Origin of the sequence: Luteimonas sp. S4-F44, from assembly GCF_022637415.1 — a bacterium.
Taxonomy (GTDB): Bacteria; Pseudomonadota; Gammaproteobacteria; order Xanthomonadales; family Xanthomonadaceae; genus Luteimonas.
Genome location: NZ_CP093340.1, coordinates 912,310 through 927,840, shown reverse-complemented (window position 1 = coordinate 927,840; position 15,531 = coordinate 912,310). Strand labels below are relative to the sequence as shown.

Genomic DNA, 15,531 nt, shown 5'->3' with positions numbered 1-15,531 from the left:
CGAATGCGCCCTCTCCTCGCCCTCGTCGCCGGCCTGCTGATCGCCTGGATGCCCGTCGGGCGGGCGGCGCCGTTGCAGCCGTTCGTCGCGACCTACGAGGCCTGGTACCAGGGCCGCCAGGCGGGCACGGCCACCATGCGCCTGCAGCCCGACGGGCCAAATTGGCAGATCGACTTGGGCATCCGTGGCAACCGCGGGTTCGCCGGCATTCTCGGGCTGAACGTCGAGCAGGGCACCCGCTTCGACCTCGTCGGCGAGACCTTCCGCCCACTGACCCAGCACACGCTGCGCAAGGCGGCGGTGCTGTTCAACCGCCGTACCGAAGGCGTCTACGACTGGACGAAGGGCGTTGCGACCTGGACCGGCGACATCAGCAAGCGCCGCCGTGCCCCGGTGCCGCTGCAGCCCGGCGACATGAGCGCGCTGCTGATCAACCTGGCGATCGTCCGCGACGCCGCCCCGGGTGCGGCGCTGCAGTACCGCTTCGTCGACGGTGGCCGCGCGCGCGACTATGCCTACCTCACCGCGCCCGAGCCGGAGATCATCCAGGTCGCCGACGTCAGTTATTCGGCGTTGCGGGTTTCACGGACCAACGGCGGAAATGACGAGATGATCGTCTGGATCGCCGATGGCGTTCCCACCCCCATCCGCATCCTGCAACGCGAAGACGGCGAAGACGCGATCGACCTGCGCCTCGTCGAATACCAAGGAGTTCCTTAAGATGCCCCAGACGACCCGCCGCCCCCGCCTGCTCGCCGCCTGCGGCGCCGCCCTGCTGTCGCTCGCCACGCTACCGGCGCTGGCGCTCGAGCCCTTCACTGCGACCTACCAGACGACCTTCATGGGTCTGCGTGGGCAGGCCGACATGAAGCTCGCCCGCGAAGGCAGCGAGCGCTGGAAGTACAGCCTCAATGTCGCAGGTGCCGGCGCCCGGCTCGAGCAGAGCACGGTGTTCGAAGCCAACGGCGACCAGTGGCGGCCGATCAGCAGCACCGACTCCCAGCGCGGCGAGTCGGGCCTGGCGGCGATGCTGGTCAAGCGTCGCAGTGTCAACGCGACCTACGACTGGAACGCCGGCGAGGCGCGCTGGAGCGGCGACGTCAAGGACGACCAGGGCGGCCCGGTGAAGCTGCAGACCGGCGACCTGGACGGCATGCTGATGAACCTGGTGCTGGTGCGCGACGTGCAGGCCGGCCGCTCGCCGCTGCGCTATCGCCTTGTCGAGGACGGCCGCAGCAAGCGCCAGGTGTTCGAGCGCCAGGGCACCGAGGCGGTGACCGTCGGCGGCCGCACGCTGCAGGCCACCAAGGTGGTGCGCACCGACGGGCGGCGCCAGATCGTGGCGTGGATCGTCGACGACCTGCCGGTGCCGGCGCGGCTGCTGCAGCGCCGCGACGGCAGCGACCATATCGACATGCGCCTGCAATCGGTGAACTGAGCGCCGCTGACGCAGCACGAATAAGGCCCCGCACTGCGGGGCCTTGTTTATTGGCGCGATGACGGCAAACCGCCCGGGTCGAAACCGGGGTCAGCGTGCAATTTCGCGAAGCAAAATCGCACGCCGCCCCCTTGCTACGGCGCGGTGGGCGTGGTCCGGCATTCGACGCGGATTGATTCGCCCGAGCCGCGTCGGCGGTAGTCGACGCAACTGCGGGTGCCGTCGGTCGTGCGCACGGCGACGATCGTGAAGAAGCCCTGCAGCACCTCGCTGCGGGTCAATTCACCGTCCTCGTTCCAGTCCATGTCCTTGAACTCGATCCCGCTCAAGGCCGCCGCGCCGGTGTAGCGCATCCAGCCCAGCGCCAGCAGCACCACGGCAAGCGTCGCGAACAGCGCGACCCGCCGGCTCGACATGCGACCGCGAAACGCCATCGTCAGCGCACCCGTCGGATGTTCGCGCCAAGGCCGCCGAGCTTGCGCTCGATGTGCTCGTAGCCGCGGTCGAGGTGGTAGATGCGGTCGATCGTGGTGTCGCCATCGGCGACCAGACCAGCGAGGATCAGCGACGCCGAGGCGCGCAGGTCGGTCGCCATCACCGGCGCGCCGCTCAGCCGTTCGACCCCGGTGACCGAGGCCCGCGGCCCGTCGATGTCGATCTCCGCGCCCAGGCGCATCAGTTCGTTGACGTGCATGAAGCGGTTCTCGAAGATCGTCTCGTCGATCGTGCCACGGCCGTCGGCGATGCAGTTGAGCGCCATGAACTGGGCCTGCATGTCGGTCGGGAACCCGGGATGCGGCGCGGTGACGATGTCGACCGCGCGCGGGCGGCGGCCCTGCATATCGAGCGTGATGCGGTCCCCGTCGATGGTCACTTCGGCGCCGGCCTGGCGCAGCTTGTCGAGCACTGCGCCGAGCGTGTCGGGACGCGCGGATGTGACGGTCACCCGCCCACCGGTCATCGCCGCGGCGACCAGGAACGTGCCGGTTTCGATGCGGTCGGCCACGACCGCGTGATGCGCGCCGTGCAGCGTCTCCACGCCGCGGACCTCGATCCGCGAGGTGCCGGCGCCGCGGATGTCTGCGCCCATCGCGACCAGGCACTGCGCCAGATCGACGATCTCCGGTTCGCGCGCGGCGTTGTCGATCACCGTGTCGCCCTCGGCCAGCGTCGCGGCCATCAGCACGTTTTCGGTCGCGCCGACACTGATCGTCTCGAACGCCACGTGCCCGCCGAGCAGGCGCTGCGCACGGGCGCGGATGAAACCATGCTCGACGGTGATCGTCGCGCCCAACGCCTCGAGCGCCTTGATGTGCAGATCCACCGGCCGGGCGCCGATCGCGCAGCCGCCGGGCAGCGCCACTTCGGCCGCGCCAAAGCGCGCCAGCAGCGGCCCAAGCACCAGCACCGAGGCGCGCATCGTGCGCACCAGTTCGTACGGCGCGACGTGGCTGTGCACACCGCGCGGATCGACGATCACCCGCGCGCCCTCGACGTCGTGCTCGACGCCGGCACCGAGGCCGGCCAGCAGCTTGGCCGTGGTCAGCACGTCGTGCAGATGCGGGACATTGCCGATCTCGACCGGCGCGTCGGCCAGCAGCGTCGCGCACAGGATCGGCAACACGGCGTTCTTGGCGCCGGAGATGCGGACCTCGCCCTGCAGTGTGGCGCCGCCGGAGACGATGATGCTGTCCATCAGCCCTGCCCCGTCTGCCGCGCGTGTTCGTCGGGGGTCAGCGTGCGCAGCGCCAGCGCGTGGATCTCGCCGCCCATGCGGGTACCGAGCGTGGCGTACACCATGCGATGGCGGGCCAGCGGCAGCTTGCCGGCGAAGGCGGGCGAGACGACCAGCGCTTCGAAATGGACGCCGTCGGCGCCCTCCACATGCACATGGGCGTCGGGCATGCCCTGCTGGATGAGTGCGGTGATGGTGCGGGTATCCAAGTCTTCGATCCTGTGGGCGCCGCAGGACGGGCCGGGCGCCGCCTCGCGTGAAGCGGGGATGAGCCGTCTTCGACGCCGCCGACGGTCGCGGGGCATTCACGCCGGGAAGCGCATAAAATGAATGGCTTAGCCTAACGGAAAAGACCCTTGCCGGATACGTTCGACGACGCGGCCCAGGCCGTCTCCGCCCCCCCCGCCCCACGTACGGCGGCGTTCGCCGACAGCGGACGCCAGGTGTTCGAGGTCGAGGTTCAGGGCCTGCACGCCGTGGCCGCCCGACTCGACGGCGCCTTCACCGCCGCCTGCACGCGCATGCTCGAGTGCCGAGGCCGGGTCGTGTGCACCGGCATGGGCAAGTCCGGCCATATCGCGCGCAAGATCGCTGCGACCCTGGCCTCGACCGGCACCCCGGCCTTCTATGTGCATCCGGGCGAGGCCGGGCACGGGGACCTGGGCATGATCACCGACGCCGACGTGGTGTTGGCGCTGTCGTACTCGGGCGAATCGGACGAGATCCTGATGCTGCTGCCGGTGCTCAAGCGCCAGGGCAACGGGCTGATCGCGATGACCGGCCGCCCCGCCTCGACGCTGGCCACCGCCGCCGACATCCATCTCGACATCAGCGTGCCGGCCGAAGCCTGCCCGCTGGCACTGGCGCCGACCAGCAGCACGACCGCCTCGCTGGTCATGGGCGATGCGCTGGCGGTGGCGCTGCTGGACGCGCGCGGCTTCACCGCCGACGACTTCGCCCGCTCCCACCCGGCCGGCGCGCTCGGCCGGCGCTTGCTGCTGCACATCCGCGATGTCATGCATGGCGGCGACGAGGTGCCGGCGGTGCGCGCGGACGCCTCGCTGGCCGATGCGCTGATGGAGATGAGCCGCAAGCGGCTGGGCATGACCGTCGTCGTGGACGAGGCGCAGCGGCTGATCGGCCTGTACACCGACGGCGACCTGCGGCGGACACTCACCGACCCGGGCATCGACGTGCGCGATGCCCGCATTGCCGATGTCATGACCCGCGACCCGATCGCGATCGACGCCGACGCGCTGGCGGTGGAAGCCGCGCGGCTGATGGAGACGCGCAAGATCACGATGCTGCCGGTACTCGACGCCGAGCGCCGGGTCGTGGGCGCCCTCAATATTCAGGACCTGTTGCGCGCCCGCGTGGTGTAACCCCACTCTCCATTCATGGACAGAACGACGCCGATGCCCGCCTCTCTTTTCGACCACGTGCCGCCCGATGTGCTCGCGCGCGCGGCGCGCGTGCGCCTGGCCTGCTTCGACGTCGACGGCACGCTGACCGACGGCGGGCTCGGCTTCGACAGCGAGGGGCGCGAGATCAAGACCTTCCACGTCCACGATGGCCAGGGCCTGGTGCTGCTGCGCAAGGCCGGAATCACGGTGGCAATGGTCACCGCGCGCCCGGGCGGCATCGTCGAGCGCCGCGCCGCCGACCTCGGCGTGCAGGCGCATGTGCACGTCGCCGACAAGCGGGCCCGGGTCGTCGCGCTGTGCGCCGAACTCGGCCTGGACGACGACCAGGTTGCGTTCATGGGCGACGACCTGGCCGACGTCGGCGCGATGCGCGAGGCGGGCCTCGCAGTGGCCCCGGCCGACGCCAACGCCTGCGCCGTTTCGGCCGCGCACTGGCGCACCCGCGCGCCGGGCGGGCGCGGCGCGGGCCGCGAACTGTGCGACCTGATCCTGCACGCACAGGGGCGCCTGGCGACGATCCACGCCGACGGGCGGGTCTCGTGAACTGGCGCCTGGGACTGACGCTGTTGCTGCTCACCGGCGCACTGGTGTCGGGCTGGTCGGCCTGGCGCCAGAAGGACCGGTTGACCGTCGACGGTCCCGCCGACACCCGCACCGACTACCTGCTGCGTGATTTCGACCTCGTCGCGCTCGACAGCGACGGCCGCGAAGCGTTCGCAGTGCAGGCGCCGCAACTGCAGCAGACCCCGGGCGCGCGCACGCTGGAACTGGTCACCCCGGTGTTCAACATCCCTGCCGAGTCCGGCGGCCACTGGCAGGTCCGGTCCAAGACCGGCTGGGTCTCGGATGACAACGAACTGGTGCGTCTGCGCGGCGAGGTCACCGCGACCAGCCCCGACGGTGCGCCGCGCCCCACGACGATGCGTACCGAAGCGCTCGACGTGTTCCCGCAACGCAACCAGGCCGCCTCCGACGCACTCGTGGACGTGGTCCAGCCCGGCTCTACAATGCAGGGCACGGGCATGCGCGCCGATCTCGAGTCGGGGCGGATCGAACTCCTTTCCCAGGTCAAATTCCGCAATGAACCCAATTCCCGCCGCTAGCCTGCTCCTCGTCCTGGCCCTGGTGCCCGGCGCCGTCCTGGCCAAGGCGGCCGACCGCAACCAGACGTTGTCGGTCGATGCCGGCGGCAGCGATTGCTCGGTCAGCAACGAACAACTGCCCTGCCTGTTCACCAACGGCGTCACGATCAGCCAGGGCACGCTTGAGATCCAGGCCAGCCGTGCCGACGTGCGCCGCCACGGCGGCGAGTTCCAACGGGTGATCCTCACCGGCGGCCCGGTCAAGATGAAGCAGCAGATGGACGACGGCGGCTGGGTCGACGCCACCGCCGCCCAGGCCGACTACAACATGCCCAACGACACCGTCGTGCTGACCGGCAACGCGATCGTCAACCAGCCCGGCCGCGGCCGCATGGAGGGCGAGCGGATCGTCTACAACATGTCCACCGGCCAGGTGCAGGGCGGTGGCGAGGGCCAGGGGCGCGTGCGCATGCAGTTCGAGCCGCGTAACCGCCAGCCGGCACAGCCGGCCGCCACGCCTGCCGCGCAGCCGGCCGCCCAGCCTACGCAGGAGGGCGGCCGCTGATGCTCGTCGCCGAGGGGCTGCGCAAGCGCTACAAACAGCGCGAGGTCGTCAAGGAGTTCGGGCTGACGCTCGAGGCGGGCGAGGTCGTCGGCCTGCTCGGCCCCAATGGCGCTGGCAAGACCACCTGTTTCTACATGATCGTCGGTCTGGTGCCGGCCGATGCCGGGCGCATCGTACTCGATGGTCACGACATCACCGCCGAGCCGATGTACACCCGCGCCAAGCGCGGCGTCGGCTACCTGCCGCAGGAACCCTCGGTGTTCCGCAAGCTCAGCGTGGCCGACAACATCATGCTGGTGCTCGAACTGCGCGAGGACCTCGACAAGCCGGGGCGCGACAAGGCACTGGCCGATCTGATGGACGAATTGCAGATCAGCCACGTCGCCGACCAAGCCGGCGCCAGCCTGTCGGGCGGCGAGCGCCGTCGGGTGGAGATCGCGCGCGCGCTCGCCGCCAACCCGCGCATGATCCTGCTCGACGAGCCGTTCGCCGGCGTCGACCCGATCTCCGTCGGCGAGATCCAGCGCATCGTCACCCATCTCAAGGAACGCGGTATCGGGGTGCTGATCACCGACCACAACGTCCGCGAGACCTTGGGAATCTGCGACCGCGCGTATATCCTCAGCGATGGCGGCGTGCTCGCGCAGGGAGCGCCCGAGGCGCTGTTGGCCGATCCGGACGTGCGCCGCGTGTACCTGGGGGATTCCTTCCGTCTGTAACGTGTCCGCGTATCCGGCCATGGAGATCCGGGGACGATGAAGCCACGGTTGCAGACATCGCAGGGGCAGCACCTGGTCTTGACGCCGCAGTTGCGTCAGGCGCTGCATCTGCTGCAGCTCTCGGCGGTGGAACTGGAAACCGAGATCGCGGCTGCGGTCGAGAGCAATCCGTTGCTCGACTGGGATGAGGCCCCGACGCTGGCCCCATCGAGCGCCGGCGAGCGCAGCGATGGCTCGGCCGCCGCCGACGACACGCCCGACGCACCGGACCGGACACACGGCGACGCGGGCGCAGCGCCTGTCTGGGACGGTGACGATGGCTGGCAGACGTCCGGCGGGCAGCGCGGCGAGGCCGACAGCGACAGCGATGGCGATCCCGCCGACCGCATCGTCCAGTCCGAAGACCTGCGCGATCACCTGTCCTGGCAGTGGCATCTGAGCCCGGTCTCGCCACGGGACCGCAACATCGGCATCGCGCTGATCGATGCGATCGACGACGACGGCTACCTGCGCGAAACGCTCGCGGGCATCGCCGAGGCGCTGCTGCCCGAAACCCGCGCCACCGAGGCGGAGATCGCCGCGGTGCTGTGCCGGATTCAGCGCTTCGACCCGCCCGGCGTCGGCGCGCGCGACCTGGGCGAGTGCCTGCGACTGCAACTCGAGGCGCTGCCCGCCGACACCCCTGCGCGCGCCATCGCGCTGCAGGCGGCGACCACGCATATCGAGCGACTGCCCAGGCTCGGCCCGCAGGGTCTGGCCGATGCACTGGGCCACACGCTCGAGCAGGCACAGACCGCGCTGCAACTGCTGCGCAGCCTCGACCCGCGGCCCGGCGCACGGATCGGCGGCGTGCCGCACGACAACTACGTCACCCCCGACTGCGTGATCAGCCGTCACAACGGCGTCTGGCGCGTGACGCTGGCCGGCCGCCAGCATCCGCGGCTGACGATCCACCGCGGCTACGAACGCATGATCGAACACGCCTGCAGCAGCGATGCGGGCTATCTGCGCGGGCGGCTGCAGGAGGCGCGCTGGCTGCTGCGCAATCTCGAGGCACGCGGTGAAACCCTGCTCAAGGTCGTGCGCTGCCTGGTCCGCCAGCAATCGGGGTTCCTGGAGTTCGGCGAACGCGCATTGCGGCCGCTGACGTTGCGCGAGGTCGCCGACGAGATCGGCATGCACGAGTCGACGGTCTCGCGCGCGGTCGCGCGCAAGTACGTGCACACCCCGCGCGGCACCCTGCCGCTGAAGACATTCTTCGCATCGGGCATCGGCACCGAAGGCGGCGGCGAGGCTTCGAGCACCGCGATCCAGCAGATGATCCGCGGCCTGATCGACGCCGAGGATCCACGCAAACCGCTGTCGGATGCGCGCCTGGCCGATCTGCTCAAGGCGGCCGGGGTGCCGGTCGCGCGTCGCACCGTGGCCAAATACCGCGAGGCAATGCAGATCGCCTCGTCGCACGACCGCGTTCGCATCGCCTGAACTTCCCGCCCTGCACGATGGTCCCTAAGGGTGCGACCCGTGGCCGCTTGTCAGCCACGCCGGCCGCGCTACTCTGAACCCGGACCGCCGCGACATCAGCGCACGGTCCGTTTCCTACCTTGAAGGAGGTTGCCGATGCACGTCGAGACCCATGGCCATCAGATCGAAGTGACGCCCGCACTGCGCGAGTACGTGGAGACCAAGCTGCAGAAGCTCTCCCGGCATTTCGACGGCCCGCTGGAGGTCCGCGTCCAGCTCAGCCTGGAGAAGCCCGACCACAAGGCCGAGGCGACGCTGACGATCGCCGGCAAGACGCAGCACGTCGACGCCAGCGCGATCGACATGTACGCCGCGATCGACCTGCTGACCGACAAGCTCGACCGGATCGTCGTCAAGCATCGCAAGAAGATCGTCGACCACCATCGCGGCGAGAACACCGCGCGCGACGGCACGTTCGGCTGATCGTATAGCCCTGGCCGGCCGCGGCGACGCGGCCGGCCGACACCGACGGGCCGGGGCGCCGCCCGTATCCCCTCTCGCGGGCCGCAGGCGACACGCCCGCCACGGCCTGGACCGCGTGCTGCGACGACACCGTGTCGAATCGGGCTAGACTGCTGGCCCCACGCCCCGTCCTCGAGCCCGCTCGGCATGCCTCTTTCCGATCTGCTCTCGGCCGACCGCATCGTGATGCTGGTCGCGCCCGGTTCCCGCGACGCTGTGCTGGATTCGGCCGCACGCCTGCTGTCCGGCAATTCGCCGACCATGACCCCACTGCTCGGCCGCGCCCTGCGCGAACGCGAGCAGTTGGGCAGCACCGGTATCGGACGCGGCGTGGCGATTCCCCATGCACGCAGCGGCGCGTTCCACGAGCCGCGCGCCGCCTTCCTGCGGCTGTCGTCGCCGGTCGACTTCGGCGCCGCGGACGGCGAGTCGGTCGACCTGGTCTTTGCGATGTGCGTGCCCGAACACCTGGTCGAGCAGCACCTGCAGTTCCTCTCGGGCCTGGTGGAGCGCTTCTCCGATGCCGCCTTCCGCGACGCGCTGCGCGGCGCGCACGACCGCCACGCGTTGCAGGCGCTGCTGCTCGACGATGTCGGGCAATCGACTGCGGCCAGCGCATGAACGCGACCATCGAAGCGCAGGAGCTGTTCGCGCAGTTGCACGATCGACTGGGGCTGCGCTGGCTGGCCGGCCAGCATGGCGCGCAACGCTCGCTCGAGGCGGTGGAGACGATCGCCCGCCGCCCGTCGCTCGCCGGCTACCTCAACATCATCTATCCCAACAAGGTACAGATTCTGGGCACCGAAGAGCTGGCCTGGCTCGACGGACTGGATTCGCGGCTGCGTTGGGAGACCATCGAGCGCATCGTCCAGTACCGCCCGCTGGCGCTGGTCATCAGCAAGGACCAGCCCTGCCCCGAGGACCTGCGCGAGGCGGCCGAGGAATCGCAGACGCCACTGTGGAGCTCGCCCAAGCGCGGCCACGAACTGCTGAACCTGCTGCAGTACCACCTGGCGCGCGTGCTTGCGCCCAGGATCACGCTGCACGGGGTTTTCATGGAGATTTACTCGATCGGCGTGTTGATCACCGGTGAGTCGGGATCGGGCAAGAGCGAACTGGCACTGGAGCTGATCACCCGCGGCCACCGCCTGGTTGCCGACGATGCGCCCGAGTTCACCCAGATCGCACCGGACGTGCTCGACGGCGCCTGCCCCGAGCTGCTGCAGGACCTGCTGGAACTGCGCGGACTGGGCGTGCTCAACATCCGCGAGATGTTCGGCGACACCGCGGTCAAGCGGAACAAGTATTTGCGGCTGATCGTGCACCTGAGCCGGCCCAACGCCGACCCCTTGGCCGGCGACAGCGATGGCATGGTGCGCTTGACCGGCGACCTGGGCATCCGCCGCGTGCTCGACCTGGACGTGCCGCTGATCACGCTGCCGGTCATGCCCGGCCGCAACCTGGCGGTGCTCGCCGAGGCCGCGACACGCACGCATGTGCTGCGCACCAAGGGCCTGGACCCGGCGGCGGCGTTCCTGGCTCGGCACTCGCAGTTCCTCGAGCGGGGCGCGCCATGACCGATGCGCCCTTGCTGTACGTGGTCAGCGGCCTGTCGGGCGCCGGCAAGTCGGTGGCGCTGCGCACGCTCGAGGACCTGGACTTCTACTGCGTCGACAACCTGCCGGCCGGCATGCTGGCCGAGTTCGTCGGCAACGTGACCCGCGACGACGAGCCGCCGCGGCGGCTCGCGGTCGGCATCGACGTCCGCAACCGGCATACCGACCTGTCGCGGATTCCGACCTGGCTGGCCGAGGTCGGTCGCATGGGGCTGGACCCGCGCCTGGTGTTCTTCGAGACCGGCGACGAGATTCTGCTGCGCCGCTATGCCGACACCCGCCGCCGCCATCCGCTCAGCCGCGTCGGCGTGTCGCTGGCCGACGCGATCGCGCTGGAACGCACCTTGCTGCGACCGTTGCGGGCGCTGGCCGACACGGTGATCGACACCAGCGACCTCAATGTCCACCAGTTGCGTCGGCGCGTGGTCACCGAACTGCAACTGGCCGACAACGATGCGCTGTCGCTGCTGTTCGAATCCTTCGCCTACCGCCGCGGCGTGCCGCCCGATGCCGACTTCGTGTTCGACGCCCGTGCGCTGCCCAACCCGCATTGGGATCCGCGCCTGCGGCCGCTGTCGGGGCGCGATGTCGATGTACGGACCTGGTTCGAGACCCATGCCGAGGTCGGCGAGTTCGTGGCGCAGGTCACGCAGTTCCTCGACACCTGGCTGCCGCGCATGCGCAGCGCCACGCGCAGCTACGTCACCGTCGCATTCGGTTGCAGCGGTGGCCGGCATCGCTCGGTCTATCTGGCCGAAGCGCTCGCGCGTCATGCCCGCGAGACCGGCTGGCCGGACGTGGCGACCTGGCACCGCGAGCTCGACTGAAGACCGCCCCCTGCTGCACTGCCGCACCCGCCGCAACACCGACGAGGGACGCAGCATCGCGATCGCGACGCTTCCGGGCGATCCCCTCGCTCTGGTAACGTCCCAGCATGGCTGTCGGCGTACTCCTCTTGACCCACGAAGGTATCGGCACGGCGATGCACGCGGTGGCCGTACGCCTGTTGACGCAACTGCCGCTGCGCACCGCGGTGTTCGAGGTGCCCTTCGACGAGGCGCTCGAGGTGTCGCTGCCCAAGGCCAGCGCGGCGATGCGCGCAGTGGACGATGGCGACGGCGTGCTGATCCTCACCGATCTCTACGGCGCCAGCCCCAGCAACGTCGCCGCCCAGCTCGCGCGGCTCGGCACCCCGGCCCGGCGCATCTCCGCGCTCAGCCTGCCGATGCTGCTGCGGGTGATGAATTATCCTGAGCAGGCGCTCGACACGCTGCCGGCCACCGCCGCGGCGGGCGCCCGCAACGGCGTCGTCCTCGACGATGCCTGACGCGCCCCCTTCTCCCGCTTCCAGGACAGGCCCCGCCCCCGATGATCGAACGTGAACTGCTCGTCGCCAACAAGCTCGGCTTGCATGCGCGCGCCACCGCCAAACTGGTGCAGGTGCTGTCGGGCTTCCGCTGCAATGCGACGCTGCTCGCCAAGGGCCGCGAGGTCAACGCCAAGAGCATCATGGGGGTGATGCTGCTGGCGGCCGGGCACGGCACGCGGGTGGTGCTGCGGCTCGATGGCGACGACGAAGCCGCCGCGATGGACGCGGCCGCCGCGCTGTTCGAACGCCGGTTCGACGAGGAAGGGTGATGAACGCCTTCCCGCCCGCTCGCGCAACCTGCCGCCCAGCGACGGGCGAGCGCGCCTGATGCGGCAGTCGCTGCACGGGCACGGCGCCTCGCGCGGCAACGCGCTGGGGCGTGCGCGCGTCCGCGAACCGCATGCGCTGGAGGTCGCCGAAGAGCGCATCAGCGCGGCGCAGGCGCCGGCCGAGCTGGCGCGACTGCACGCTGCGATCGCCCAGGTGCGCGGCGAGATCCGCACCATGCGCGACCAGTTGCACGGCGCGCTGGCCCACGAGGTGGGCGAGTTCCTCGACCTGCACACGTTGCTGCTGGACGACCCGGAACTGTTGCAGGGCCTGGACGAACTCGTCGGCACCGGGCTGTACGGTGCCGACTACGCATTGCGGTTGCAGCGCGACCGTCTGGCGGCGGTGTTCGAAGGCATGGACGATGCCTACTTCCGCAGCCGCATCGAGGACATCGACCACGTCATCGGGCGGGTGCATGCCGCGCTGCACGCGCACGAGGCCGAGCTGCAGGGTGTGGCTGGCGAGATCCTGGTCACCGATGCCATCGCGCCGTCGGAGATCGGCCGGCTGCAGGCCCAGGGTGTGCTGGCCATCATCACCTCCACCGGCAGCACGCTGTCGCATTCGGCGATCCTCGCCCGCAGCCTGCAGTTGCCGCTGATCGTCAACGCGCCGCAGGCGTTGGCCCAGATCAACGACGGCGCGGTGCTGGTCGTCGATGGCGGCACCGGCGAGATCGTCGTCGAGCCCAATGCCGAGGACCTGCGCGCCTACCGCGCGCGGGTGCGCGAGGAGAAGCGCGAGCGCAAGCAGTTGCGCCGGCTCCGGCGCGAGCCGAGCAAGACGCTCGACGGCGTCGACATGAAGCTGTGGGCCAATGCCGAATCGCGCGAGGATGTCGCCGAGGCGCACGCGCTGGGTGTCGCCGGCGTCGGCCTCTACCGCACCGAGTTCCTGTTCCTGCAGGGCCGCGAGATCCCCGATGAGCACGCGCAGTTCCGCGCCTATCGCGATCTGGTGCTGGGCATGACCGGCCGCACGGTGACGATCCGCACGCTCGACATCGGCGCCGACAAGGCCGACGACACCGGCCTGGCCCTGCGCCACGAGCCCAACCCCGCGCTGGGCCTGCGCGGCGTCCGGCTGTCGATGGCGCGCGCCGGTTTGCTGGAGACCCAGTTGCGGGCGATCGCGCGGGCCTCGGGCTACGGCCCGGTGCGGGTACTGGTGCCGATGGTCAGCGGCCGCGAGGAGGTCGTCGCCGTGCGCCGGCTGCTGGACCGGGTCCAGCGCGACCTGCGCGGCGAGGGACACGAGACCGCCGAGCGGATCGCGTTGGGGGCGATGATCGAGGTGCCGTCGGCGGCGATCGCGCTGCCTACGTTCGTGCGCGAGCTCGACTTCCTGTCGATCGGCACCAACGACCTGGTGCAGTACCTGCTGGCGGCCGACCGCAACAACGACGCGCTCGGCGACCTGTACTCGCCGCTGCACCCGGCGGTGATCCGCCTGCTGCACGGTGTCGTGCGCGTGGCGCGCGCACGCGGCATTTCAGCCTCGGTCTGCGGGGAGATCGCCGGCGACGCACGCTTCACCCCACTGCTGCTGGCGCTGGGCATCGAGGAACTGAGCCTGCACCCGTCGCCGTTGCTGGAAGTACGCCGTGCGATCCGCGGGATCGACCTGGGCGCCCTACGATCGCGGACACCGGCGTTGCTGCGCGCGCGCGACCGCGCGGCGATCGAACGCTGGCTCGACGCCGCGCAGCCGGCGCGCGGGGCCGCCTGAGTCCGATCGCCGCTGGCCCGCGGACGGTGCCGGCCTGACCGTGGTGTGATGGCAGCCGCGTCTTCCCGCCGCTGGACCGTTCCTATTCCGCAACACAGCGCGGATAATGCGCCGATGCACATCTGACCCAGTCGCGCCGCGTCCGTCGCGACGCGCAACGGAGCCGTTGATGGCCGAAGCCGTCCGCCACGACAAGACCGCGCGCCAGCTGCGCCTGCTCTCCGATGCCCTCGACAGCGGGCGGCTGGGGCCGGTGCGGCGCATGGTCAACACGCTGGCGCCGGCGGAGATCGGCAACCTGCTCGAGTCCCTGCCCCACGACAAGCGCATCGTGGTCTGGGGGCTGGTCGATGCCGACGACGATGGCGAGGTGCTGGTCCACGTCGGCGACGAGGTCCGCGAGAGCCTGATCGCGGACATGGATCCCGACGAGCTGGTCGCGGCGGTCGAAGATCTCGATATCGACGACCTCGCCGACCTGGTCGAGGATCTGCCCGATGCGGTCATCGATACGCTTCTGCACTCGATGGACCGGGAGAACCGCGAACGTCTGGAGCAGGTGCTCTCCTATCCCGAGGACACCGCCGGTCGATTGATGAACCCCGACGTGGTGACGGTGCGCGCCGACACCACAGTCGACGTGGTGCTGCGCTTCCTGCGTCTGCGCGGCGAACTGCCCGATCACACCGACCATCTGTACGTGGTCAATCGCCGTCACCAATTGATCGGCTGGGTTGCGCTGCAGGATCTGGTGACCCGCGATCCCGGCACCCCGATCAACCGGCTGATCGACGACGAGCTCGACTCGATCCACGTCGATGAATCGGCCGACCAGGTCGCGCGCCAGTTCTCCGACAACGACTGGGTGTCCGCACCGGTGGTCGACGACGGCAACGTGCTGCTGGGCCGGATCACCGTCGACGACGTCGTCGACATCATCCGCGAGCAGGCCGAGCACCAGGCTCTGGGCGCGGCGGGCCTGGACGAGGACGAAGACCTGTTCTCGCCGATCCGGCGCGCGGTGCGCGGCCGCGTGGTGTGGCTGGGCATCAACCTGCTGACCGCGTTCATGGCCGCCTTCGTGATCGGCCGCTTCGAGGCGACGATCGAACAGGTGGTCGCGCTGGCGGTGCTGATGCCGATCGTCGCCGGCATCGGCGGCAACGCTGCGGTGCAGGTGCTCACGCTGATGGTGCGCGGCCTGGCATTGGGCCAGGTGGGCGCCAGCAACGCGCGCATTCTGATGTGGAAGGAACTGCGCGTGGCGCTGATCAACGGCATGTTGATCGGCACACTGGTCGGGCTGGTCGCGCTGGTCTGGTTCCACGACTGGGTGCTGTCGCTGGTGATCTTCACCGCGCTGGTCATCAATTTCTGCTCGGCCGCGACCGCCGGCGTGCTGCTGCCGCTGCTGCTCAAGCGCATGCGCGTCGACCCCGCGGTCGCCGGCACCGTCGTTGTCACCGCGGTGACCGACATCATGGGCTTCTTCAGCTTCCTCGGCCTGGCCACTGTGATCATGTTGCGCTGAAGACG

Annotated in this window: 19 protein-coding genes; 16 read left to right on the top strand and 3 right to left on the bottom strand. The window is 70.0% G+C overall.

Annotated elements, in window-relative coordinates; all coding sequences use genetic code 11:
* The first annotated feature begins 3 nt into the window (after positions 1-3).
* Positions 4-720, top strand: a complete 717-nt coding sequence (locus tag MNO14_RS04185; RefSeq protein ID WP_241945526.1) for a DUF3108 domain-containing protein — start codon at positions 4-6, stop codon at positions 718-720.
* 1 nt (position 721) lies between these two features.
* Positions 722-1,438, top strand: coding sequence for a DUF3108 domain-containing protein (locus MNO14_RS04180; RefSeq protein WP_241945525.1), 717 nt, complete (start codon positions 722-724; stop codon positions 1,436-1,438).
* A 134-nt stretch (positions 1,439-1,572) separates the two neighbouring features.
* On the opposite strand, the gene MNO14_RS04175 is transcribed toward MNO14_RS04180, so the two are convergent.
* Genes MNO14_RS04175 through MNO14_RS04165 form a run of 3 tightly spaced genes read right to left on the bottom strand, consistent with a single transcriptional unit; the run spans position 1,573 to position 3,382 of the window.
* Positions 1,573-1,872 (bottom strand): hypothetical protein, encoded by a 300-nt coding sequence (locus MNO14_RS04175; protein WP_241945524.1) that lies wholly within the window; start codon positions 1,870-1,872, stop codon positions 1,573-1,575.
* A gap of 2 nt (positions 1,873-1,874) precedes the next feature.
* A complete protein-coding gene (murA, locus tag MNO14_RS04170) occupies positions 1,875-3,134 on the bottom strand; it encodes a UDP-N-acetylglucosamine 1-carboxyvinyltransferase (RefSeq protein WP_241945523.1) in 1,260 nt (419 codons plus the stop codon).
* Positions 3,134-3,382, bottom strand: a complete 249-nt coding sequence (locus MNO14_RS04165; protein WP_241945522.1) for a BolA/IbaG family iron-sulfur metabolism protein — start codon at positions 3,380-3,382, stop codon at positions 3,134-3,136. The genes murA and MNO14_RS04165 overlap by 1 nt, the downstream gene beginning before the upstream one ends.
* A gap of 234 nt (positions 3,383-3,616) precedes the next feature.
* Here MNO14_RS04165 and MNO14_RS04160 point away from each other — a divergent pair, with 234 nt between their 5' ends.
* From MNO14_RS04160 to mgtE, 14 genes are all read left to right on the top strand, one after another.
* Positions 3,617-4,555: a KpsF/GutQ family sugar-phosphate isomerase gene (locus MNO14_RS04160; protein WP_241946256.1), complete on the top strand. Its 939-nt coding sequence runs from the start codon at positions 3,617-3,619 to the stop codon at positions 4,553-4,555.
* Positions 4,556-4,588: 33 nt separating this feature from the next.
* Positions 4,589-5,140: an HAD hydrolase family protein gene (locus tag MNO14_RS04155; RefSeq protein WP_241945521.1), complete on the top strand. Its 552-nt coding sequence runs from the start codon at positions 4,589-4,591 to the stop codon at positions 5,138-5,140.
* Positions 5,137-5,700, top strand: a complete 564-nt coding sequence (lptC, locus tag MNO14_RS04150; RefSeq protein ID WP_241945520.1) for an LPS export ABC transporter periplasmic protein LptC — start codon at positions 5,137-5,139, stop codon at positions 5,698-5,700. The genes MNO14_RS04155 and lptC overlap by 4 nt, the downstream gene beginning before the upstream one ends.
* Complete coding sequence (lptA, locus tag MNO14_RS04145; protein ID WP_241945519.1) at positions 5,678-6,244, top strand: lipopolysaccharide transport periplasmic protein LptA; 567 nt, start codon at positions 5,678-5,680, stop codon at positions 6,242-6,244. Before lptC ends, lptA begins: the two co-directional genes overlap by 23 nt.
* Entirely contained in the window at positions 6,244-6,963 is a 720-nt protein-coding gene (lptB, locus tag MNO14_RS04140) for an LPS export ABC transporter ATP-binding protein (protein ID WP_241945518.1), read from the top strand. Before lptA ends, lptB begins: the two co-directional genes overlap by 1 nt.
* A 36-nt stretch (positions 6,964-6,999) precedes the next feature.
* Positions 7,000-8,448: an RNA polymerase factor sigma-54 gene (locus MNO14_RS04135; RefSeq protein ID WP_241945517.1), complete on the top strand. Its 1,449-nt coding sequence runs from the start codon at positions 7,000-7,002 to the stop codon at positions 8,446-8,448.
* Between the two features lie 135 nt (positions 8,449-8,583).
* Positions 8,584-8,910, top strand: coding sequence for a ribosome-associated translation inhibitor RaiA (raiA, locus tag MNO14_RS04130; RefSeq protein ID WP_241945516.1), 327 nt, complete (start codon positions 8,584-8,586; stop codon positions 8,908-8,910).
* A gap of 186 nt (positions 8,911-9,096) precedes the next feature.
* Positions 9,097-9,570 carry a PTS sugar transporter subunit IIA gene (locus MNO14_RS04125; RefSeq protein WP_241945515.1) on the top strand — a complete coding sequence of 158 codons (474 nt, stop codon included), beginning with the start codon at positions 9,097-9,099 and terminating at the stop codon, positions 9,568-9,570.
* Positions 9,567-10,526 (top strand): HPr(Ser) kinase/phosphatase, encoded by a 960-nt coding sequence (gene hprK, locus MNO14_RS04120; protein ID WP_241945514.1) that lies wholly within the window; start codon positions 9,567-9,569, stop codon positions 10,524-10,526. Before MNO14_RS04125 ends, hprK begins: the two co-directional genes overlap by 4 nt.
* Complete coding sequence (gene rapZ, locus MNO14_RS04115) at positions 10,523-11,392, top strand: RNase adapter RapZ (protein WP_241945513.1); 870 nt, start codon at positions 10,523-10,525, stop codon at positions 11,390-11,392. Before hprK ends, rapZ begins: the two co-directional genes overlap by 4 nt.
* A 107-nt stretch (positions 11,393-11,499) precedes the next feature.
* A complete protein-coding gene (locus MNO14_RS04110) occupies positions 11,500-11,892 on the top strand; it encodes a PTS fructose IIA subunit family protein (RefSeq protein WP_241945512.1) in 393 nt (130 codons plus the stop codon).
* Between the two features lie 41 nt (positions 11,893-11,933).
* Positions 11,934-12,203, top strand: a complete 270-nt coding sequence (locus MNO14_RS04105; protein WP_241945511.1) for an HPr family phosphocarrier protein — start codon at positions 11,934-11,936, stop codon at positions 12,201-12,203.
* Positions 12,204-12,261: 58 nt separating this feature from the next.
* Positions 12,262-13,995, top strand: a complete 1,734-nt coding sequence (ptsP, locus tag MNO14_RS04100) for a phosphoenolpyruvate--protein phosphotransferase (protein WP_241945510.1) — start codon at positions 12,262-12,264, stop codon at positions 13,993-13,995.
* Between the two features lie 169 nt (positions 13,996-14,164).
* Complete coding sequence (gene mgtE / locus MNO14_RS04095) at positions 14,165-15,526, top strand: magnesium transporter (protein ID WP_241945509.1); 1,362 nt, start codon at positions 14,165-14,167, stop codon at positions 15,524-15,526.
* Positions 15,527-15,531: the final 5 nt, after the last annotated feature.

What these genes read in the sequence shown, in the direction of transcription:
- MNO14_RS04105 (WP_241945511.1), top strand. Translation starts at nt 11,934, where the DNA reads ATGATCGAACGTGAACTGCTCGTCGCCAACAAGCTCGGCTTGCATGCG.
- MNO14_RS04180 (WP_241945525.1), top strand. Translation starts at nt 722, where the DNA reads ATGCCCCAGACGACCCGCCGCCCCCGCCTGCTCGCCGCCTGCGGCGCC.
- MNO14_RS04185 (WP_241945526.1), top strand. Translation starts at nt 4, where the DNA reads ATGCGCCCTCTCCTCGCCCTCGTCGCCGGCCTGCTGATCGCCTGGATG.
- MNO14_RS04155 (WP_241945521.1), top strand. Translation starts at nt 4,589, where the DNA reads ATGCCCGCCTCTCTTTTCGACCACGTGCCGCCCGATGTGCTCGCGCGC.
- hprK (WP_241945514.1), top strand. Translation starts at nt 9,567, where the DNA reads ATGAACGCGACCATCGAAGCGCAGGAGCTGTTCGCGCAGTTGCACGAT.
- lptB (WP_241945518.1), top strand. Translation starts at nt 6,244, where the DNA reads ATGCTCGTCGCCGAGGGGCTGCGCAAGCGCTACAAACAGCGCGAGGTC.
- MNO14_RS04110 (WP_241945512.1), top strand. Translation starts at nt 11,500, where the DNA reads ATGGCTGTCGGCGTACTCCTCTTGACCCACGAAGGTATCGGCACGGCG.
- ptsP (WP_241945510.1), top strand. Translation starts at nt 12,262, where the DNA reads ATGCGGCAGTCGCTGCACGGGCACGGCGCCTCGCGCGGCAACGCGCTG.
- mgtE (WP_241945509.1), top strand. Translation starts at nt 14,165, where the DNA reads ATGGCCGAAGCCGTCCGCCACGACAAGACCGCGCGCCAGCTGCGCCTG.
- MNO14_RS04125 (WP_241945515.1), top strand. Translation starts at nt 9,097, where the DNA reads ATGCCTCTTTCCGATCTGCTCTCGGCCGACCGCATCGTGATGCTGGTC.
- rapZ (WP_241945513.1), top strand. Translation starts at nt 10,523, where the DNA reads ATGACCGATGCGCCCTTGCTGTACGTGGTCAGCGGCCTGTCGGGCGCC.
- MNO14_RS04135 (WP_241945517.1), top strand. Translation starts at nt 7,000, where the DNA reads ATGAAGCCACGGTTGCAGACATCGCAGGGGCAGCACCTGGTCTTGACG.
- lptA (WP_241945519.1), top strand. Translation starts at nt 5,678, where the DNA reads ATGAACCCAATTCCCGCCGCTAGCCTGCTCCTCGTCCTGGCCCTGGTG.
- murA (WP_241945523.1), bottom strand. Translation starts at nt 3,134, where the DNA reads ATGGACAGCATCATCGTCTCCGGCGGCGCCACACTGCAGGGCGAGGTC.
- raiA (WP_241945516.1), top strand. Translation starts at nt 8,584, where the DNA reads ATGCACGTCGAGACCCATGGCCATCAGATCGAAGTGACGCCCGCACTG.
- MNO14_RS04175 (WP_241945524.1), bottom strand. Translation starts at nt 1,872, where the DNA reads ATGGCGTTTCGCGGTCGCATGTCGAGCCGGCGGGTCGCGCTGTTCGCG.